General features: G+C 61.1%; 17 protein-coding genes and 1 pseudogene. 10 read left to right on the plus strand and 8 right to left on the minus strand.

Features of this window, described 5'->3' with window-relative positions; all coding sequences use genetic code 11:
* The first annotated feature begins 1,121 nt into the window (after nucleotides 1–1,121).
* Both E4631_RS22375 and E4631_RS22380 read left to right on the plus strand, forming a co-directional pair.
* On the plus strand, nucleotides 1,122–2,276 hold the full coding sequence (locus tag E4631_RS22375) for an acyl-CoA dehydrogenase family protein (RefSeq protein ID WP_133657166.1): 1,155 nt from the start codon (nucleotides 1,122–1,124) through the stop codon (nucleotides 2,274–2,276).
* A 2-nt stretch (nucleotides 2,277–2,278) separates the two neighbouring features.
* The gene (locus E4631_RS22380; RefSeq protein ID WP_133657165.1) at nucleotides 2,279–3,784 is read left to right on the plus strand and encodes an ATP-binding protein; all 1,506 of its coding nucleotides are present in this window, start codon (nucleotides 2,279–2,281) and stop codon (nucleotides 3,782–3,784) included.
* Here the strand turns inward: E4631_RS22380 and E4631_RS22385 are convergent.
* From E4631_RS22385 to E4631_RS22395, 3 genes are all read right to left on the minus strand, one after another.
* Nucleotides 3,781–4,191: a response regulator gene (locus E4631_RS22385; RefSeq protein ID WP_133657164.1), complete on the minus strand. Its 411-nt coding sequence runs from the start codon at nucleotides 4,189–4,191 to the stop codon at nucleotides 3,781–3,783. The two genes, E4631_RS22380 and E4631_RS22385, sit on opposite strands and share 4 nt — an antisense overlap.
* Nucleotides 4,192–4,318: 127 nt before the next feature.
* On the minus strand, nucleotides 4,319–6,964 hold the full coding sequence (locus tag E4631_RS22390) for a PAS domain-containing protein (RefSeq protein ID WP_133657163.1): 2,646 nt from the start codon (nucleotides 6,962–6,964) through the stop codon (nucleotides 4,319–4,321).
* A 45-nt stretch (nucleotides 6,965–7,009) separates the two neighbouring features.
* Nucleotides 7,010–8,074, minus strand: a complete 1,065-nt coding sequence (locus E4631_RS22395) for a chemotaxis protein CheB (protein ID WP_133657162.1) — start codon at nucleotides 8,072–8,074, stop codon at nucleotides 7,010–7,012.
* A 385-nt stretch (nucleotides 8,075–8,459) separates the two neighbouring features.
* Here E4631_RS22395 and E4631_RS22400 point away from each other — a divergent pair, with 385 nt between their 5' ends.
* The gene (locus E4631_RS22400; protein ID WP_133657161.1) at nucleotides 8,460–8,768 is read left to right on the plus strand and encodes a phosphoribosylpyrophosphate synthetase; all 309 of its coding nucleotides are present in this window, start codon (nucleotides 8,460–8,462) and stop codon (nucleotides 8,766–8,768) included.
* 352 nt (nucleotides 8,769–9,120) lie between these two features.
* Here E4631_RS22400 and E4631_RS22405 read toward each other — a convergent pair whose 3' ends face one another.
* Complete coding sequence (locus tag E4631_RS22405) at nucleotides 9,121–9,546, minus strand: DUF2147 domain-containing protein (protein WP_133657160.1); 426 nt, start codon at nucleotides 9,544–9,546, stop codon at nucleotides 9,121–9,123.
* Nucleotides 9,547–9,667: 121 nt separating this feature from the next.
* On the minus strand, nucleotides 9,668–9,919 hold the full coding sequence (locus tag E4631_RS22410; RefSeq protein WP_133657159.1) for a hypothetical protein: 252 nt from the start codon (nucleotides 9,917–9,919) through the stop codon (nucleotides 9,668–9,670).
* Between the two features lie 253 nt (nucleotides 9,920–10,172).
* On the opposite strand from E4631_RS22410, the gene E4631_RS26985 reads away from it, so the two are divergent.
* From E4631_RS26985 to E4631_RS22425, 4 genes are all read left to right on the plus strand, one after another.
* Entirely contained in the window at nucleotides 10,173–10,652 is a 480-nt protein-coding gene (locus E4631_RS26985) for a response regulator (protein WP_317129144.1), read from the plus strand.
* Nucleotides 10,553–11,227, plus strand: coding sequence for a Crp/Fnr family transcriptional regulator (locus E4631_RS26990; protein ID WP_317129145.1), 675 nt, complete (start codon nucleotides 10,553–10,555; stop codon nucleotides 11,225–11,227). The genes E4631_RS26985 and E4631_RS26990 overlap by 100 nt, the downstream gene beginning before the upstream one ends.
* 180 nt (nucleotides 11,228–11,407) lie before the next feature.
* A complete protein-coding gene (locus E4631_RS22420) occupies nucleotides 11,408–11,671 on the plus strand; it encodes a hypothetical protein (RefSeq protein ID WP_133657158.1) in 264 nt (87 codons plus the stop codon).
* A 33-nt stretch (nucleotides 11,672–11,704) separates the two neighbouring features.
* A complete protein-coding gene (locus tag E4631_RS22425; RefSeq protein WP_133657157.1) occupies nucleotides 11,705–12,301 on the plus strand; it encodes an OmpA family protein in 597 nt (198 codons plus the stop codon).
* 179 nt (nucleotides 12,302–12,480) lie between these two features.
* Here the strand turns inward: E4631_RS22425 and E4631_RS22430 are convergent.
* The 3 genes and pseudogenes from E4631_RS22430 to E4631_RS22445 form a co-directional block, all read right to left on the minus strand.
* A pseudogene (locus E4631_RS22430) lies at nucleotides 12,481–13,200 on the minus strand (DUF2254 domain-containing protein).
* An 11-nt stretch (nucleotides 13,201–13,211) separates the two neighbouring features.
* Entirely contained in the window at nucleotides 13,212–14,480 is a 1,269-nt protein-coding gene (locus E4631_RS22440; RefSeq protein WP_133657154.1) for a sodium:proton antiporter, read from the minus strand.
* A gap of 97 nt (nucleotides 14,481–14,577) precedes the next feature.
* Nucleotides 14,578–15,030, minus strand: a complete 453-nt coding sequence (locus E4631_RS22445) for a cation-transporting P-type ATPase (protein WP_133657153.1) — start codon at nucleotides 15,028–15,030, stop codon at nucleotides 14,578–14,580.
* 2,186 nt (nucleotides 15,031–17,216) lie between these two features.
* On the opposite strand from E4631_RS22445, the gene E4631_RS22450 reads away from it, so the two are divergent.
* The 3 genes from E4631_RS22450 to E4631_RS22460 all read left to right on the plus strand — a co-directional run bounded on the left by E4631_RS22450 (nucleotide 17,217) and on the right by E4631_RS22460 (nucleotide 19,963).
* Nucleotides 17,217–18,236, plus strand: a complete 1,020-nt coding sequence (locus E4631_RS22450; RefSeq protein WP_133657152.1) for a DEAD/DEAH box helicase — start codon at nucleotides 17,217–17,219, stop codon at nucleotides 18,234–18,236.
* Nucleotides 18,237–18,827: 591 nt separating this feature from the next.
* Nucleotides 18,828–19,601, plus strand: coding sequence for a ParA family protein (locus tag E4631_RS22455; RefSeq protein WP_133657151.1), 774 nt, complete (start codon nucleotides 18,828–18,830; stop codon nucleotides 19,599–19,601).
* 8 nt (nucleotides 19,602–19,609) lie between these two features.
* A complete protein-coding gene (locus E4631_RS22460) occupies nucleotides 19,610–19,963 on the plus strand; it encodes a hypothetical protein (protein WP_133657150.1) in 354 nt (117 codons plus the stop codon).
* Nucleotides 19,964–20,310: the final 347 nt, after the last annotated feature.

Consider the following 20,310-nt stretch of genomic DNA (forward strand, 5'->3'; position numbering starts at 1 on the left):
GAAAGCGGCGCGTGATGATGACTATCTCCGACAACTGCTCTGCCAATTAGCTCCTCAGTCCCCAGACGCTAACTAACCTTTTGGTGCTTTTGCCCTGGCAGCTAATAGGTGCGGCTAGCGGCGGGCGATGGCTCGTGATTGCCCAGTATTTGAGGAGCTGACGAATGGAGCCGGCCTACCCGGCGCGTGAGTCGGTCCGTAACTGGCCGAATCGGGATTGAGTACGGCCGGGAAGCGGGGGCATCGGCTATGCCGGGGGGCTACTGTGCCGCTGCCCCCTCGCACGCGCGGGGCAGTTAAGCTGGCTCCAATCAGCAAGACAGCAGCAAGAGCTGTCTTTTCATGGGAAGGTCAAGGCACAAAATGGGTGCCCCGCCTCGACGCTGGAACAGCAGAGTCGGGTGTGGCCAGCAGGCCTCAAAGCCAACTCTAAATAGCTCTGGTAATACCCGCAAGTCCTATAGCTACGAGTCGTATTATCACGTTTACGACAGTATCGTGGTCCGTGGCTTCTTGGTTGGGAAGCAGCCGTTCATAAGTCGGAGACTTAGCTAGGCTTACGACCTGAGACGACAAAAAGTTATTGATTATCAAAAAAATACGTATAAAAAACCCGGTTTCCAGATGGTGCAAATGCAGTTCCACGAAGGTTGTGATTTCGTGCTCATAGACCATTCGAAGCTGGGTATGGATTGGTAGTTGGTAGCTGAGTTCCTGCGTACCAACCCGGTTGTCACGTTTCGGCACTGCGCGGACCACCCGCTCGTCGCGGGCTATCAAGCGGTGCACCGGGGCAGTTTCATCCGCTGCCAAAGGCAACCCAGCGTGAGAATCGCAAAAACAGCAACGTAAGTGCGCTCGTGACCAGGGAATAGTGGAACGCGCTTTTTAAAAACAGCTTATACGGCCAAATTCTAAATCATCCCATGTCAACATATTGAATACAAATAATTTATGTCTGATGCTATTGAGCCATGATGAGCATGTCCGTCAGTGCTTAATGCCTCGTTCTGCGGCAACCAGCTAGCTGCGCAAGCCATTGCAGTGCCGCAGCTGCGCTTGAACCTATTAGTTTTATTGTCGCTTCCTACTGCTACTTAGCCGCTTCTTCCCACTCCTGCATGCCCCTTTCTTCGCTCCTTGCCACGGTTGAATCCATCGCGGCCACCACGGTTAGCGCCGAGGCCCCTGGCGTCGATACCCACGGGCACTGGCCGGAGCAGAGCATTCGGGCGCTCCAGCACGCGGGGCTGGGTGGCTTGGTGGTGGCCCCCGAGTTTGGGGGGCACGGCCAGGGCATGTACGGCCTGGCGCGGGCCTGCGAGATTCTAGGGGAAGTCTCGGCCTCCACGGCGCTGTGCTATGGCATGCACTGCGTGGGCACGGCCGTGATTGGCGCGAAGGCCACGACGCAGCAACAAGAAGAATTTCTGCGGCCCATCGCGGCGGGCGAGCACCTCACCACGCTGGCCCTGAGCGAGCCGGGCACCGGGGCGCATTTCTACTTCCCCCAAACCCAGCTGCTGGCCCTTTCCGAAAGCGAGTTTCAGGTGAACGGCCACAAGAGCTTTGTGACCAACGGCGGCCACGCCGATTCCTACGTGCTGTCCACCGTAGGCGTGGACCCGGATGCGGCCCGCGACGGCTTTTCCTGCCTGGTGGTGCGCCAGGACACTGCCGGGCTGGAATGGGGCCCCACGTGGCAGGGCATGGGCATGCGCGGCAACTCCTCGCGCTCGCTCCAGCTGCACAACTCACTGGTGCCGACGCAGTACCTGCTGGGCGAGCAGGGCGACCAGCTCTGGTACATTTTCCAGGTGGTAGCCCCTTATTTTCTCACCGCCATGGCGGGGACTTACCTGGGACTGGCGCAGGCAGCATTTAACGAAGCCCGCCAGCACCTGCTGGAGCGCAGCTACCGCCACAACGGGGCCTCGCTCAGCCAGAACAGCCTGCTGCAACACCGCCTGGGCATGCTGTGGTCGAAAATCGAGCGCACCCGGCAGCTGCTCTACCACGCCACCCGCCAGGGCGACCAGGGCGACCCCAACGCCGTGCTGCCCATCCTCTCGGCCAAGGCCGAAGTGGGCCACTGCTGCGTGGATGTGGTGAACGAGGCCATGACCCTGGTGGGCGGCCAGGGCTACAAGCAGCACTCACGGCTGGAAGTGCTGCTGCGTGATGCCCGCGCCGTGCACGTCATGGCCCCCACCACCGACATTCTATACACCTGGCTGGGCCGCGCCCTGCTGGGCCAACCCCTGCTGGAAGAATAAGCGTGGCCCAAACGATTCTGCACCTCGGCCTGCGTCCCGCTACGCTGATGCTGCTGCAAAAGCAGCTCCCCTCGCCCGGCGCCGAATTTGTGGCGTTGGCGGCCATCGACCAGGTGCTGCCGCCGGGCGAGGTGCTGCTGCTGGGCGAAGAGTTGGACGCGCCCATCCGGCTGGCCCAGGAGGCGTATGCGCTGGATAAGCGCCTGTCCATTCTGCTGCTGACCGAAGCCAGCCGCTACGAAAAAACCCGGCAGGCGCTGCAATTTTCGCCTTTCATCGGCCCCACGGTGCAGTGCAATTCCACGGCGGTGGGCGCGCGCCTAGCCCCCATTATTGTGGATGCGATGCAGCGTACGGCCCAGCGGCGCAGTTTCGCTCAGCTCAAAAGCTTCGCGCTGTCGGCCCCACAGTTCGAGCCGCAGGTGGTGGCTAAAATCCGGGCCGACTTCTCGACCAAGGTGCTGGAAGAAGCGCCGATTGGGGCCGTGCTGGTTTCCACTACCGGCACCATCCTCAGCATCAATCAGTACGCCATTAACTTGTTTGGCCGGCCCGAGGCGGAGGTAGTGGGCGCGGCGCTGCCCGATTTATTTCCTGCCGCCCTGAGTGAGGAGGTGCAGCGGTTTCTGCGCGAAGAGCACCTGCGCGAGCCCAAGCGCATCGTGGCCCTGACCGATACCGCTGGCACGCGCTACCTCGAAATTTCCGTCACGCCCATTGATGCGCAGCAAGCCCTGGCGTATAAGCTGGTGATGCTGAACAACATTACGGCCACCATGGTGGCCCAGCAGCAAACCCAGGCTGACCTCACGGTGGTGAAACGACTGAACGTGGACCTGGACAACTTCATCTACACCGCCTCGCACGACCTCAAGCAACCCATTGCCAACATCGAGGGCCTGCTGCTGGCCCTGCAGCACGAGCTGCCGGCCGAAGTCCGCCAGACCGACCAGGTGGCCACGATGCTGACCCTGATGCAAGGCGCCGTGGACCGCTTTAAGAAGACCATCAACGACCTGACCGACGTGAGCCGGCTCCAGCAGGCCAACGAGCAGCCCGCGCAATCCGTGGACGTGGCCCAGGTCATTCGCGAGGTAGAAGAGGATTTGGCCGCGCTGCTGCGCGAAGCCCAGGGCGAAATCGTGGTAACGGTGCCGCCCGGTACCACCATCGTGGCCTTCTCCGAGAAGAACCTGCGCTCGGTGGTGTACAACCTGCTCAGCAACGCCATCAAGTACCGCGCCCCCGACCGGGCTTTGTGCATCCGGGTCACGTACCAGCCGGTGGCCGGGCAGGGGCAATTATGCGTGCAGGATAACGGCCTGGGCCTCGACGAGCGACAGCGGAGCCGGCTGTTCGGCCTGTTTCAGCGCCTGCACACCCACGTCGAGGGCTCGGGCCTGGGGCTGTACATGGTGAAGAAAATCGTGGAAAATGCCGGTGGCACCATCGCCGTGGAAAGCGCGCTGGGGGAGGGCTCCACCTTCACCGTCTGGCTGCCCGGCTAAGCGGCCGGGAAATACTGGTGCAGCAGCGCCCGTACTTTTTCTTCGGTGAGGGGCTTGGTCAGCGTGCCGGCGACGGGCAGCCGGGCCACGCGGCCCAGGTCGTGCGGGTTGACGGAGGTCGTGAGCAGGATTATCACAATGGCCCGGCGCTGGGCCAAGGGCAGCTCGGCGTAGGCTTCCAGAAATTCGATGCCGTTCATCACGGGCATGTTCACATCCAGCAGAATCAGGTCCGGGCAGTCCGCGCCAAGCGGCGTACACGTCTGGGCGAGAACCTGCAGGGCTTCTACCCCATTCTCGGCAAACAGCAACTGCTGCGTTACGCCGAGCCGGGTAAGCAGGGTTTTGTTTAGAAAGTTGCTCGTCAGGTCGTCATCGACCAGCAGGATACTGGAAAGTTGTTGCATACAGCTTCGTCGTCAGCAGGGCCGCCCAGCCCGGGAAGAGCCCCAAGGTACGGCAAGCCCGCTGCTCTGGGGGCCGCAGGTTTTGGCCAGCGGGTTGGCGACACCGGGCGTTGAGGGCCCAAAACGACTAGCGCGGCAGGTAGACGGTGAAGGTGGAGCCCTCCCCAACCTGGCTGACCACCTCCAATTCCCCTCCCTCGTTTTCCACCAGTTTCTGCACCATGTAGAGGCCGACGCCCGAGCCATCGACGTGGGTGTGGAAGCGCTGGAACAGGCCGAAGACGGGGCGGCCGGGCGGCAGGTCAAAGCCCAGGCCATTGTCCTGCACCTCCAACGCCCAGCGGTGTTCCCCCGTCCGGCACTGCACCAGTACCTGGGGTACGCGGTCGGGGTGGCGGTACTTCACGGCGTTGCTAAGCAGGTTGTACACTACCGAGCGCAGGTTCTTTTCCGCCAGCCGAACGGCGGAGCAGTCCGCCACGTCTACGCTGACCTGCGCGCCGGCTTCGGCGATGGGTAGGGCCAGGTCCAGCAGCACGTCGCGCACCACGTCGGCCAGCGGCACGAGCGGGGCCCGCAGGCTAGCATCGGCCTGCGCGCGGGCGATGGCGCTGAGGTGCGTGAGCGTGTGCTGGAAGCGCTCGACGGAGTCGTGCAGCAGTTCCAGGATGTGCGCCACCGGTACTGAGCGCTCGGAGACGGGCAATTCGTCGCGCAGGGCCTGGAGCAGGCCGTCGAGGTTGTTGAGCGGGCCTTGCAGGTCGTAGGAAGCGGTGTAGACGAAGGCATCCAGGTCCACGTTGGTGCGCACCAGCTGCTGGTTGGTGTCGCCTAGGTCAGCATTGTGCGTGGCTAACTGCTGGTTGAGGGCCTGCACCTGCTGGCGGGCCCGCACCTGGCTCGTCACGTCGTAGGTGAAGACGACTACGCCGTCGACCACGTCTTGCGCGTTGCGGCGGGCCTGGTAGGTGAAGGTCCAGTAGATTTTCTCCAGTGGGCCATCGGCGTGGCGGGCCAGCTGCAGGGGCAGTTCCTCGGCCACGTAGGTATCTCCCGTGTCGTACACCTGGTGGCACAGGCCGGGAATCTCGGTGTCGGCCAGTTCCGGCAAGGCGTCGAGCAGGGATTTGCCAAACAACTCCCGGCCGGGAAAAACCTGCTGGTAAGCCGGGTTCACCAGCTCGAAAACCAGGTCCGGGCCGGCCAGTATGGCAATGGGCCCCGGCGCGGCCATAAACAGCTCGTACTGCTGCCGTTGCTGGCGTTCCACCTCGGCGCGGGCTGTGACCTGCTCCGTGATGTCGGTGATGAGGGAGTAAAAGCCCGCTACCTGCTCCTGCTGCACATCGGGCACGAAGCTGGTGCGGATGTACTTGATTAGGTCGTCGCGGTAGGGCATCCGGGCTTCAAAGTCCACCCGCTCACCGGCCAGGGCCCGCGCCATGTAGGGGGCCGCCGCCGCATAAGAGGCCTCGCCCACCACATCGCGCACGCGCTGGCCCCGCAGCTGGGCCGGCGACTGCTGGAACCACCCTTCGTAAGCCTGGTTGGTGAACTGGTAGCGCCGGTCCTGGTCGACGTAGGCGATGAGCGCCGGCAGCGCATCGGTCACGAGCTGCCGCTGGCGGGCCGTGTCTTCCCGCTCCTGTCGGGCGCGCACCAGTTCCGTTACTTCGTAAGCAAAAATCAAGAGGCCCGCAATCTGGCCCGCTCCGTCGCGGGTAGCCTGAAAGATGTAGGTGGCAAACAGGTGTTCCAGCCGGCCGGAATGCGTGCGGTCCAAGGTCACCGGCACGTCGGTGCCGGTGTAGGTTTCGCCGGTGCGGTACACCTCGTCCAGCTGGTCGAAAAAGGGCTGCCCTTCCAGCTCCGGCACGGCCTGGCGGAAGGGCCGGCCCACCAGCTCGCGGTGACCGAGCATGGCCCGAAAGTCGTCGTTGGCCAGCTCCACCACGTAGTCGGGGCCGGTGAGCACGGCAATCATGGCTGGGGCCTCGGCCACCAGCCGAAATAGGCGCTGGCGCTGGGCCTCGGCTTCGGCGCGGGCCGCCTCGGTAGCCTGCAGGCTGTCGATGATGGTATCGACCAGCCCGGCATTGATGAGAGTCAGCTCGTTGTTGAGCCGCTTCACGGCCTGCTGGGACTGGCGCAGCTCGTCGGCCTGAGCGCGCAGCGCCTCGTTGGCAGTCAGCAGCTGGTGGTTCGATACCTGAAGCTCCTCGTTGCTGACGTGCAGTTCCTCATTGGTCACGTCCAGCTCTTCGTTGGCCACAGCAAGCTGTTCGTTGGCCGTGGCCAACTGCTGGGCGGTGCTGGACGGCGGGGCGCTGCCGGCGGGCTGCTGCGCGCGCACGTGGGTACTCACGTTGTAGGCGAACAGCAGCAGGCCACTCACCGCGCCCGCCGCGTCGCGCACGGCCTGGGCAATAAAGGTGAAGTAAACCGGCCCGCCGGAGGTCGGCTGAGCGGCATTCTGGAAGGCCACAGCCTCGTGGCCGTAGCAAGTGGTGCCGGTGCGATACGCCTCGTCGAGCAGCCCGAAAAAAGGCTGGTCGGCCAGCTCGGGCAGCGCCTCGCTCAAGCGCAGGCCGGCCAGCGGGCGCTTGCCAAACAGCTGCCGAAATAGCTCATTGGTCACCGTGACCTGGTGGGCGGGCCCGGCCAAACTCGCCACGCCGGCGGGCGAATCCCGGAGCAGGGCGGCGAGCTGCTGGGGCCCCGGCGCTTCCGCCGGAGTAGCTGAGGGGGCGGCGGGGGGAGCATTCTGGGGCATTACCGGCAAGGTAGGGTTTGCGACGGCAAATACCAGTGAGTGATACTACGCCAGCTTTTTCTGATAAAACTGCAAGTCGCCACTCAGGGCCTCGTGTTGCAGGATGGAGGCGTGCACCTGTTGGGCCCGCTCGCCGGTTTCGGCCGCTTTCTGGATAAATAACTCGGCCACTGCCGGCTGCTTTTCCGCCTGAAAATGCCCGCCCAGGTTTTGGAGCAGCAACTGGGTTTCTTCCAGGCCGCGCAGAGACTGGTACAGCAGGCTTTCCACCGAAGCGCTGACTTCGCTCAGCAGCGCGCTTACGGTGTAGGCGTGGCCGGTGTGGCAGCGGTAGCGAATCAGCTTGCCTTCAATTAATTGCGTAAGTGCACCGTGGCAGTCGGGGCAGGTGAAGGGCGTGAGTTCCCCCTTATCGATAATGCCCAGCTCGAAGCCGCCGCCCTGCTTGGCGATGGTCAATTCGATTTTGAGCAGGTCGAGCTGGGCGGCGGGCAAGTGTGTTTTGGCGGGGGCGGGCTCCTGGGTCAGACGCACAAGCAGGGGCCCGAGTTCGGCCAGGGGCACGAGGTAGTCGGCATCCACAAATTCGAGGGCATTGGTGGGCATGGCGGGCTGCTCAGCGTCGCGGGGGTCCTGCACAATGGCTAGCCCACCCATGCGCTGCACGCTCCACAGGCCGGAGGTACCGTCGTCGAGGTAGCCGGTGAGCACCACGCCCAGCACGCGGGGGCCGTAGGTGTAGGCCGCTGAGCGAAACAGCGCATCAATGGAGGGCCGGAAGCGGTTTTCCTTGGGGCCCCGCGTCACCAGCACTTGGTCATCCTCCAGCAGCAGGTGGTGGTCGGGCGGGGCCAGGTAGATGGTGCCCGGCTGCACCACCTCCCCATTTTGCGGGTGCTTGGCGTGCAGCGCCGACACAGAGTTGAGCAGCTGCGGCATAATGCTGGGCGAATCGGGGGCTACGTGCAGCACCACGAAGATGGGGGCGGGAAAATCAGCCGGCAGCGTTTTGGCCAGCGCCAGCAGCGCGGTCACGCCCCCGGCCGACGCACCGATGACAACAATATCCCGGCGGGACCGGCCGGTTTGGGGGGGTAATGGGGTCGTCATGGCAGTCAGGTTTGAAAAGGAGCAGTTGGTGCCCAGGCTTACGGATTAGCCTCTGGGGCGGACGTTTGGGCAGTGCGAGTCTGCTGATTAAACGAGAACCTCAAAAAGTGCGGGGCAGGGAATCTCGTTTCGAACGGGCCCTTTGACGGATGTCATTCAATGCACCGATTCCTGTCATGGGAAGGGCTACCGCTTCAGCGGACTTTTGCCACACTGACATCATCGACTCCCAGTGCGGGAAGCCTTTTGGCAACCCGCGCGGGCGCTGCTCTAAAACGCTGGTGCAGGCCTGCCCGGCATCGTGACGCTGGCCCCTGACCGCGCTAAAATCTCCCCCTCAGTACACCTTAATCACGCATCACTTCGTCTTTTTTTCCTATCCCTGATGCACACGCTAACGACGCTTTCCCAAACGCTGGCCTGGCTCAAAAAGGAGGGCTACACCGAGGACTTCAACCTGAACGGGGCATACCTGGCCGGGCAGCGCTCGGCTATTCAACTGGCCCCTGAAGAGTTTGTGGTGGACCAGCACTTCCGCTTCGAAGGCCCCACCGACCCGGCCGATAAAGCCGTGCTCTACGCCATTTCCTCCGCCCGCTTCAATCTCAAAGGCACGCTGGTGAACGGCTACGGCACCTCCAGCGACGAGACCGCCGACCAGATTCTACGTGCCATCCGGGAGCAGACGACTTAAAGCCTATCTGAATAGTCTCTTAGCCACATTCCTGGCCGGGGCCGCATCGGGCCGCCTGCTGCTCGTGCCGCAGCCGCGCCTGTTGTTTAGGAGGCGCACAATAGTAGGAACGGAAAATAACGATAGAGGGCGCTGGCCGGCCGGGTTGGAATCCACCTGGTTTTGGGGCGGGCGGGGCAGCTCGTAAAACGCCCCCTTTTTAAAGGTGTTTAAGGCAGCTTCGCCTGACGAGTGTCTTTTGCCCTCTGAAAGCGGGCCTTCTGGTTATCGCGTTAATCAGTGGCTATTAAGGACTGCACTGGATTGCTTAACGAGACGAAAACGACTTATTAACGTTGAACCCTGACCTTCTTTATTCTTTTCTCCTTAAATACTGGGTTTTCCCCATAATTGTGAGCCAGGAATAGGCTCTTACTTTAAGTTTATTAGGCTCGACTAGCTTTAAATAACACTTATAAACTTCACCTGATTTTGGATTTAGAATAGTTCCATCATCAAACTTGTCTCCATTTTTTTGGATGCCTTCAATAATATCCAATCCAACTATTGGTTTGTTTTTCTTATCTCCAGTACATTTTTCACAAGTAGAATTTTCAGATGTGTCAAAATTCTCGGTTATTTTGGCGGAATATATTTCACCCGCCTTTTTAATTTCAATTACTCCATTTACCCCATTTTCTTTTTTGTCTCCATCATAGGTTTCCCATTTTCCTAAGATAGACTGACCATGGGCAGTACTAGAGGAAACCAGCATCAAAAGCAAGAAAATATATTTCATGATTTAGTATATTATTCTTAATAATCTGCGCGATTATTATCAATGAGATGGATTGCTACAACTGAAAGCTTAGTGCGCGTACCCTAGGAGGTTCTTCGAAAAAAATAAAATATTTAAATTTTTAAATATAAGAGTTCTTACTCACTAGCGTCCGGCCATCGAAGGCCTGCACCACGGCGGGGTGACTCCCCTCATCCACTTTGAGCACCTGGATGGCGGAGCCCAGCCGCAGCTGCAAATTATTGGGCAGCAGATTAGTCGCTGTGCGATGAGGGAGCGTTTCCTGCTGAGTGCCGGTGCCCACAGTGGGCAGCAGCACGAGCAGCATGGCCGGGTGGACGGGCAGCAGCAGAAGAACGGTGGCGGAGAACATGGGCCCGGGGAAAAGAAAGTAAGCTACACCCTAGCCAGTCGGAAGGCCGAAAGAATAAGTAGCTGTAAAATTACCGCTAGCCCGCACCGGCGCGATATGACGAATATCAGGGAGCCGGGGTGACGTTTGTCAAGTGCGGTTGCATAAGGCCGCGCGTGCCTGTTGTCCTTCGGGGCCTCCGCGTCATGCTTCATCGGCCGTCCGCGAAGGCGAAGCATTACGGCCAGCCAGCCTTTTATCCTTCGCTTACAGCATGCTCACCATCCTCCTTATTGAAGACCATCCAATTATTCGGGAAAATACGGCCCAGCTGTTGGAGCTGGCCAGCTACGCTGTGCAAACCGCCGAAAACGGCGAGCTGGGCGTACAGCTAGCCCTGGCCACGCGGCCCGACCTCATCATCTGCGACATCATGATGCCCGTGCTGGACGGCTACGGCGTGCTCCAGATTTTCAACCAGCACCCGCAGCTCACGGGCGTGCCTTTCATTTTCCTCACCGCCAAAACGGACCAGGCCGACCGGCGGCGCGGCATGGCCTTCGGGGCCGATGATTACCTGAGCAAGCCCTTCGAAAAAGCGGATTTGCTCAGTGCTGTGAGCAGCGGCTCAGCCGCTTCCAGCAGCTCCAGCCAGTGCCCGACCTGCGCGCAGAACGCCTGCATGTGTTTCTGGACGAGGCGCAGCTGGCCGGCAACCTGGCCAGCATCTCGCTGGACCGCAAAGCCCACCTGATTCGCAAAAAGCAGGACATTTACCTCGAAGGCGACGAAGCTATCCGGCTCTACTTCGTGCAGAGTGGCCGGGTGAAAACCGTGAAAACCACCGATGGCGGCAAGGAGTTGATTGTGGGCCTCTACGGCCTCGGCGAGTTCTTCGGCTACCTGCCATTGCTACAACACACCCCGCACCGCGACTCGGCCATCGCCGTGGACGAATCGGAACTGCTCTACATTCTGCAGGATGATTTCATGGCCCTGCTGCTGCGCAACCCCGAAGTAGGCCAGCAGTTTGTGCGCCTGCTGGCGGGCCAGGTGATCGGGCAGGCCGAGCAGCTGCTAGCCCTGGCCTACAGCTCTATCCGCCGCCGCGTGGCCGACACGCTGGTGCAGCTGCACGAGCAGGCCAAGGCCACCAGCGCCGACGCGGCCATCCAGCTTACCCGCGACGACATGGCCGCCCTGGTGGGCACCGCCTCAGAATCCTTGAGCCGCACGCTGACCGAGTTCAAACAAGCCGGCCTGATTGCGTTGACCCCGAACACCATCCGGGTGCTAGAGCCCGAGAAGCTACGCCGGGCGCATTGGTAGGTCAGTGCTGCATGGCGGCGGTGCCTCGCGGCGCGGGCGGCACTTGACAAAGCTCATCCCCCAAGGATGAGCTTTGTCATTTCCGGGGGTTAGTGGGGCCGTTACTTTTGGCTTAGCCCGCTCGGGAGCAATCCGGGCGGCTTTAAATCAACTTCTTGCCTTCTACCCCCCCTTTCCGCCATGTCGAAGCCCCCCATCAACCCCGATAACAAGCAGCCTATCCTGCCCCGCCAGTCAACGCGCAGCGCCAAAGGCATTCCGGCCGGCGAGGGCCTCTCGAAAGCCAGCGTGAAAACCATTCCCGACCTGGACGAGCTGGCCGACACGCTGGACCTGGGGAAGGAATACACCGACGGCCCCGACGAACCCGGTGCCAACGCCCCCTTGCGCCACCCCAACCGCAACCTCGACAAGCCCGATAACGACCACCAGCCCTACGCCTAGCCCCGGCGCGCGGAATCCAAACTCCCCTAAAACATGAAAAAGCACCAACTAGCACTCTCTTTGTTCGCAAGCGTTTTAGTGCTGTCGGCCTGCAGCGAAACCGGCAACCGCATTGATAATGCCACCAGTGTTTCCGAGATGGCAACCAAAGACACGGCGGTGGTTTATGACAACGACCGCCCCTGGAATGCCGCTTCGTATGACCGGGAGCCGGTAATCGACGAGCCCGGATTACGCAACTCCGACGTAGAAATGCGCGGTTCCGAAACCCGCAATGTCTACGCCATGGAACAGGACATCCTCTTCGATACCGACAAAGCAAAATTGCGCGCGGCCGCTGATGAAAAGCTAACCAAGGTCTCCGAATCTATTCGCAATCGGATGAAAGACGGCAAAGTGCAGATTCAAGTGTACGGATATACCGACTCTCGGGCCGGGGAAGCCTATAACGAAGCCCTGGGCCGCGACCGTGCCCAAGCAGTGGCCGACTGGCTAACGAAAAACGGCAAATTCGACGCAAGCAAAATCACCATTGAGTCGAAGGGCCAAACCGAACCGGTAGCGACCAACGAAACCGCCGCCGGCCGCCAGGAAAACCGGCGGGTAGAAATTGTGGTGATACGGAGCTAACAGCCCGTCGCCCGCATAGGAGTCGTGGGCGTGGCCGTGGGTTTAGCACCTGCGGCCACGCCCACGCTCCTATGCGGGCAATGCTGGCCCAGGAAGCAAAGAATACGGGTCCGTCCAGTTGTCAACAAGTAAAAGGCAAGCGCCTCAGACGTAGCTCGTGCCGGGAGACGTCCTGATAATCAGCTGTCCGACCAGGCCAGGTCGAGCAGGCCGTCTTCGTCGATGCTTTCCACGTAGCCCATGGCGGTCGAAAGCACCGGCTGCCAGGTGAGCTGGCCCGCCCGCCGGAGCAATTCTTCGGCTTCGGCGGCGCTGGCCGCCTCGCCCAGCTCATCGGGAAACAGGCGCGTAATGGCCGCCTCGGTTTCGTCGGTGGCATTGCGCACGATGTTGGCCGCCTGGATGGAGGAAGCCATGTGGTGAATGAAGAAAATCAGCACCCCAATGCTCACCAGCGCCAGCACCAACCCCATGCCCACGGCCAGGGAAGGAATAAACCGGCCTTCGTCGCCGCCCCGGATGGTGCGCAGCACAATGAGGCAGTAGGCGAAAATGCTCACGAAGAAGCCCAGCACCACCTGGTTGGCCCGGTCGCGCATGAAGTTGCGCAGCACCCGCGAGGTATATTAGCTCGATACCTGCGCCAGTGTGCTCAGCGTGAGCGAGAATATTAGGCCCGCGACCGTAATCATCAACCCCGCGATGGCCGTGAGCATGCCCCGGGCCCCATCGGCCCCGGCCCCGAACAGCAGGGGGTTGCCCTGCAGGCTGACATGTTTTAGCAGCGGCTCGGCCAGCACCAGCCCAAAGGCCAGTACAGTGGCACCGGCCACCATCAGCGTGGGTACAAACCACAGGCTGGCATTCAGATGCTGCCACAGGGCGCGTAATCGGTTCATAAAAAACAGGTTTAATGAGCGCTGCTGTCCTCAGCCGGGCCGGTGCTCAGCCCCAGTCGCTTCACCAGCGGCCCAATGGTGAGGCCCTGCCCGATGATGCTGAAGATGACCACCACGTAGGTAATACCCACCAGCAGGTCGCGGGGCATGGATTCGGGCAGCGACAGGGCCAGGGCCACGGAAATCCCTCCGCGCAGCCCGCCCCAGGTCAGCACCCGCAGGATGTGGCGGTCAAACGGGTAAAAGCGGCGCAGCACCACCAGCGGCAGTCCTACCGACACCCAGCGGGCCGCCAGCACCACCACAATGGCCACTAGGCCCACCAGCAGGGTAGTGCTACTAATGTGTAAAACAAGCATTTTCAGGCCGATGAGTACGAACAGCACCGCGTTGAGAATCTCATCCAGCATTTCCCAGAACTTGTCGAGGTACTCGCGGGTCACGTCCGACATGCCCAGCTCCCGGCCCTTGTCGCCCACAATCAGGCCCGCCACCACCATGGCCAGCGGCCCGGAGGTGTGCAGGGCCGTAGCCAGGGCCGTACCGCCCATCACCAGGGCCAGGGTAATAAGAACTTCGACCTGGTAGTTGTCAATGGAGCGCAGGGCCCAGAAAGCCGCATAGCCCAGCGCGGCCCCGAGCACCAGTCCCCCCGCCGCTTCCTGCAAAAACAACTGCCCGATAAGGCCGGGCGTCGCCTTATCGGTTCCGAACTGGGCAATCTCAAATAAGCTCATAAACAAGACCACCGCAATGCCGTCGTTGAACAGGGACTCGCCCACAATGCGGCTTTGCAGGGATTCCGCAATGCGGGCCTGCTTGAGAATGCCCAGCACGGCAATCGGGTCGGTGGGGGAAATAAGGGCCCCAAACAGCAGGCAATAGATAAACTCCGTGGGCAGCCCGAACAGGGGCAGCAGGAAGTAGAAAGCACTGCCTATCAGGAAAGTGGACAGCAGGATGCCGACCGTAGCCATCGCCCCCACGGCCAGGCCCTGCCGGCCCAGGGCCCGCACATCCACGTGCAGGGCCCCGGCAAAGAGCAGGAAGCTCAACATCACATTCATGAGGATGGTGTGGAAATCGAGGCCCCGCACCAGCTCACTGGCCTTCACGACCCAATCTACCCCCAGCTTGCCCAGCCCGATGGCCAGCAGCGACGACCCCAGGGCCAGCACCATGAGCCCAATGGCGCCCGGCAGCCGCAGGAAGCGGTGGTTGAGGTAGCCAAATACAGCGGCCATCACGAGGAGCAGGGCCAGGGTGTTGTATATTTCCATGTGGTGTGCCAATAAGGAATATCTATATTCGGCGAAGCAGGAACGGCGGCTGGTGAAGGCTTTCGCCGGTTGAGTTAGGCTGGGCGCCCCCGCTGAGTCATCGGTACTTCGGCCGCAACGGCAGCCAGCGGAGCCGGCCCCACGGCCCGCTCGCGTCGGCGGCTGAGAAGCCGTTGAGCACCACAATGGCCAGGATGACGTACGCCGACTTGGCCTCGCCGATAAGCACCGATACCCCGGCGGCCGCCAGCAGCACCAGAATCATGACGTCGGCCAGCTGATGCACCGCCAACTGCCACAGTAATTTCTGCTGCGTATTGGCCAACTGATTGGGGCCGTGCTCGGCCGGGCGGCCGTGGCGGCGTCGATGCCGGCCGGCGTGGTCGTCAGCGCGGTGGCCACATCGGCCACGGAGGTCAGGTAATAATCCATAAAAAGCGCTGATTGGAAAGGTTTTGAGCAGCCCCAGGCACCTAAAAGTCAGCCAGCTGCGGTCCGGTCCTTTGCCCCGCGCCCATTCACCCGCAAAAGACCGGACCGCAGCTGGCATTCGACATGCGCAATGTCAGGTCCCCGCCATGACATTTATCAAATGGCCGGCCACGCGGGTGACGTAGTCTTACATTGCCGCAGCTATGCCGCTCGCCCGAAATACCCCGCCGTTTGCTCAACAATTCACCATTACCAACGCCCACTCCACCTGCCCCCTCCTGATTGTTCTCTACACCCACGTTCTTTTTTCTACGACCTTCCCCCCGACTCCCAGCGCGAACTCAAAATCCGTGCGGGCCCCACTCCTGTTTTTTACACTAGACCTTCCCCTCCTGCGACCATGCTGCTCTCCGTCTACTCGCCCTCATCAACTGCGGCTCCCCCTCATTTTTCCTCTCTTGGTTCCGCTTTTCTTTCCGCTTCCTAGCTGACTTTCTCGCCTGCTACCGGCTAACTTTCTGCTTCCCGGTTGCCCCCTCTTGCCCGCGGTATCTGCTGCTTACGGTTTCTTTTTTCTGCTCCACCGGTCCCTGAAATTCAGTAGTCGATTTGTCGGCTTTTGTTATCTACTCCCCCCAGTCTGCCAGTCGATGATGCGCCGCTCGTTGCTCACCTCGGCCCCATTGATTTCAAATTTTCTCAGCTGGTGCACCGGATTTTCTTCTCGGTTGCGCCGGCTTTTTGTCCCCGTCCGCCGCCTATTTCTGACCGAAAATAGTGTCCTTTCTTTCCTGCTGCAGGCTGATTTTTTCAACGGGTACACCAGATTTTCCACTCGCCCCTCTGGCAGCCTAGTGAAAAACTCCCTGGCCTTCCCCCTCTCTTCTTCAGCAGCTCGACTCCCTCGTAGCTACCCCAGCTAGGCACCGCTCTCGATTTTTTCTCACCTGCCGCCCGTTTTTTACCTCCGCTCTCTTCCTTTTTTCCGCTCGACCCCCAGTTGCTCTTTCTACAATTCCGCTCCTACCCCCCTCTCTTATTGCCTGGCCTACCCACCTACTCGCCCGTGACTTTTTACGCTACTCCCGCCCAAGGTAGTGCGGCAGCCGGCCACGGGTTTTATGCCACCTCACTGATTTTTTCCTTGCCCTACCTGCGGCTACCCCGCCCCACCCGCCCGTTCGTTCCCTGTCGCCCAGTGGTGCTGTTTCCTCGTGCGCTTCTTCGCCGCTCAGCACTTCCGTAGCCCACCCCCGCCGCCCCGCCACTTGCCAGTTCTCCCCCGGCCCCTTATGGTAGTGCACGCCGGCCCCTGCTCATCTCTTACTTGCCTCCCGGTTGATTTGCTGCCTGCCGGACGGAGTTCCTACTAGCTTCCACTGGAGCGGCCGGCCGGAAAATATCCACTACCCCTGCCACTTTCAGAAAGCTGCCGCGCTCCTGCTCCCTCGCGGCGGCCCGCCCCTTACCCCCAGCCCGCAAACTTTCTGTCCCTGCCGACCTGCTTGTTTTCTTTTTTTCTAGGTCGTTGCTGCCCCCCCGCAGCTGCTTCAGGACTCCCCCCGGCTCGCCGCCCGCTCAGGTTCCAGCGGCCCGTTCCCACAGCCACCCGCGCCACTTCCATAGCTGTAGCTGTCAGGCTATCCGGCATCGGCTGCGGCTACCTGGTTCACTTTCTGCTGCGCTCCGCTCCCTGCCCGTTCAGGCGACGGCCCGTTGCCCCTACCCCCCCCGCTGCGCTCCCTTGCCTGCTGCTCGGCTAAACCAGCCCGGTGCCGGGCCCCGCTGCTAGGCGGTACGAGCGGGCTGGCCAGGGCTACGATTCGGCCGCTCTCGTCGCGGCCGGCGAGCTTGACCGGGGGCGCTACCGGCGGCGTACCCGGGTGGCGCGCCTGCGCAACCGGCTCCCGGACTTTCGCCGCCTGGGCCCGCGCTCCCAAAAACCGGCGACCAGCTTGCCCGGCTTTTGCCGCGCGGCCCTTCGCGGGGGACCAGGCTGGGGCGTAGGCCCTGGCCGGGCGCACCTAAGCTACCGCCCCGAACTCCTGCGGTGGGCTTTTCCTCGGTAGGTCGGCAGGGCGGGGCGCTACAGCCGGCCCCGTTTCAACCGGCAAACTCCCCGGGGGGGTGTCCCCCGGTTGGGGCCCGCTTCGCCCCGGCCCCCAGGTAGCCTCCCCACCAGCGCCTACCTTCACGGCCGCAGACCCCCACCCGCTGCCCCCGCCGGCCCCCGCTTTCTAGCTCCGCTGCTATGCTCGCCCCGCCTCCCGTCCCCGCGGCCGGCCGCAAGCAGGCCCTGTAGGCGTGCTGGCCACCCTCCAGGGCCGGCGCCTGGCTGGCATCGCCCTGACCATGGGCCTGGGCAAAACGCTTATCGGCCTGCGCGACATGGCCCGCCTGCTCGCCGCCGGGCCCCTACCCCAGCCGGGGGCCGGCACGCCCTTCCTGGTGGCGGCCCCCACCCAGGCCATCCTCGATTCCTTGCTCCAGGAAGCGCGCGAGTTCGGCCTGGCCCACCTGCTCGACCAGATTACCTTCACCACCTACCGCTCACTGGCCAAGACCCTGGCCGCCGGCTCGTTCCACAAGCTCTACCTCGACGAGTGCTACGGCCTGAAGGACTCGCACGAGCCGGGCCTGCGCGCCCACGCGGCCCGGCAGGGGAGCATCCTGGGGCTGACGGGCACCCCGCCCGCGCAGGCGCACTCAGAAAAGGGCCGGCTAGTGGCTACCTACTGCCCCATTATAGTGGACTACACCACCGACGAGGCGGTACTCGCCGGCCTGCTCAACAACTACCGCCTGGTGGTGCACCCCCTGCCCCTGCGCACCGCGCGTGACTACGTGCTCACCACCAAGGCCGGCAGCCAGTTCACGACCAGCGAACGCGAGCACTACGCCTACTGGAGCAAGCGCCTGGCCCACGCCGCCCAGGACCCGCTGCGCATCCTGCGCATGCAGGCCCTGATGAGCTACCCCGGTAAGGGCCACTACATACCTAACACTCCAAGAACAAGCATATTCAGGCCAACCAGGCACTGTGACATCCAGCGCCTGGCCTGCGTGGTGCAGTTCTCGGAGGGCATCAGCATCCCGAACCTGCGGAGTATCATCTGGCACGCCTTCGGCAACGAGCGCAGGGCAGCCCAGCGCATCAGCCGGCTGCTGCGCCTCAACCCCGACCAGACGGCCACGGTGCACCTGCTTACCAGAACACGGTCGACGAACAGTAGGTGGCCCAGGCCCTGGATTCCTTCGACCCCACCAAAATCAGCTACGTCGATGCCACCGGCTACGAGCTGCAAGCTGCTACCGTGCCGATAGAATAGCCGGCGTGGCCAGACTACCTACTCCGCCCGGTTACCTAACGACTTAACCTAACTTGTCGGACTTACTTCAGATGGCAGGCAGGATACGGACTACTATGATTTACAAGTAGGATTTTGTATTGCAGTGTTGCAGTATTTTTTATAAATGCGTATTGCTCTCCCGCTTTAGTTAGTCTGTTGGGCAATCTTACGGATTGGGTTGCCACATAGCAAGTGTAACATCATATTCTGTATCGCACAACCATATGCTAGAGACAATTAGTAAATTTCTAATTGTCTAACAGATAGTTACTGGAAATAACTTGCAATGTTGCAGTATTGCACTTATTCACATGACACTTAGGAATAGATAACTCAATCCCTAAATTTGAGCAGCTTATATTTTCGTGTTGCAATATGGCTGAGCTTTTTATGTTGCAGTATAGCTAATACGGGCGTGTTGCAAATATTTTTGTGTTGCTCATGTTTTTGTATTGCAGTATAGCTAGTACGGGCGTATGGCTGATATTCTCGTATTGCCCATGTTTTCGTATTGCAGTGTTGCTCATGCGTAGTATGTTTGCTAGGAATTCTACTCACCTGCCTTATGCGTATTCTGACATTTGCCAACAACAAGGGCGGAGTTGGCAAGACTACTTCTGCCCTGTCCGTTGCCCATCGGCTGGCCGAGCTGGGTAAACGCGTGCTCTTTATTGATGCCGACCCACAGGCCAATGCCAGTACTGCCTCTGGCCTACCGGCCGAGCATCCGCATCTGGGCCTGGCCCTGACAGAAGGGGAGGGGGTGCCCACGTTGGCCTCCCTTTGCTACCCACTCAGCACCGGGCTAAGCATGGTACGGTCAGCCCGTATCATGGCCCAGCAGGAGAAAGGATTTGGTAACTCTCCCGACTACCAGTTTTTCTTCCGCCAGCAGCTCGAAGAGGTGCGGTCCCATTTTGAGTACGTTATCATTGACACAGCTCCAAACCTGGGGCCGCTCACCGTGTCGGCGCTGGTGGCCAGCGAGGCAGTATTCATTCCGCTGCAACCCAATTTGTTTGGCAGTGAGGGCATGACTGCCCTCATTGAGATGGTGGCCCGCCTGAAGCGCAACTTCAATCCCGAGTTGCGGGTAGGGGGTATCTTTTTTACCAAATACTCGCCTACCTACCGCAAGGCCCTACACCACCAGTACGCCCGGGATATCCAGGCCGACCCGGCCCTGACCGCGTTGATTATGCAGCAAACTATTCGGGAAAATGTTTCGCTGGATGAGGCTCAGAGTATGCAGCGCTCTGTCTACGACTGGGCTCCCAACTCAAATGGGGCTGCTGACTACCGCGGCCTTACTGCTGAAATTCTCACCCGCATTTCCTAGCTCTCCCCATGGCTAAGCCTTCCATGACTGGCACGCGCCCCCGGGTGGCCGCGAGTGCCGACGATCTGATATACGGGGTGGAGCCCGGTGTGCTCCCTACCCCCACACTAGCCCCCCCGGCGGCCCCCGCCGCCGCTGAGCCGCAAGCCCTACCGGTGAGCCGGGTGGTGTTTACCAACCAGCTCAAGCCGGATGTTTACCGTGAGCTGCGCCAGTATGAGTACTGGGCGCACATGGAGCTGCACGAGGTGCTGCATGAAGCCTTGGTGGCTTACCTGGCCGACAAACCCGAAGCCAAAAAGGCCTTACCACCCAAGGTGGCTGCCAAAACCCTCAAACGCCTGATACGCAAGCCTAGCTGACGGGCAGGCCGGGTAACCTGTGTGAACCAGCAAAGGGGGTAGGGCCACGGCTACTGGCACCTTATCGATTTTGCCTAGCGTAGTTTGATTGGCCAGGTATGGGCAATTTGCTTCATCGCGGCAACGACTTGAAAACGCCTAGGGTATGTCTTGGAAGCCAACGCCCTAAAATACCCGCTACCGTGCGCTGTGAGCGCGCGGTAGCTACTGCTTGCTACTCCTCCATAGCAACTCATCGCTGAAGCTAGGAGCGCGTCTATTTCGCTGCCAGGCTGGGTAGGAGTTCATTGGCTCGCAAGGAGTGGTAGGGTGGGGGTAGGGAAGTGCCTGCCTCATGCCTCCGGTAC

The organism is Hymenobacter sp. UV11, from assembly GCF_004684095.1.
In the GTDB taxonomy this organism is placed as follows: domain Bacteria; phylum Bacteroidota; class Bacteroidia; order Cytophagales; family Hymenobacteraceae; genus Hymenobacter.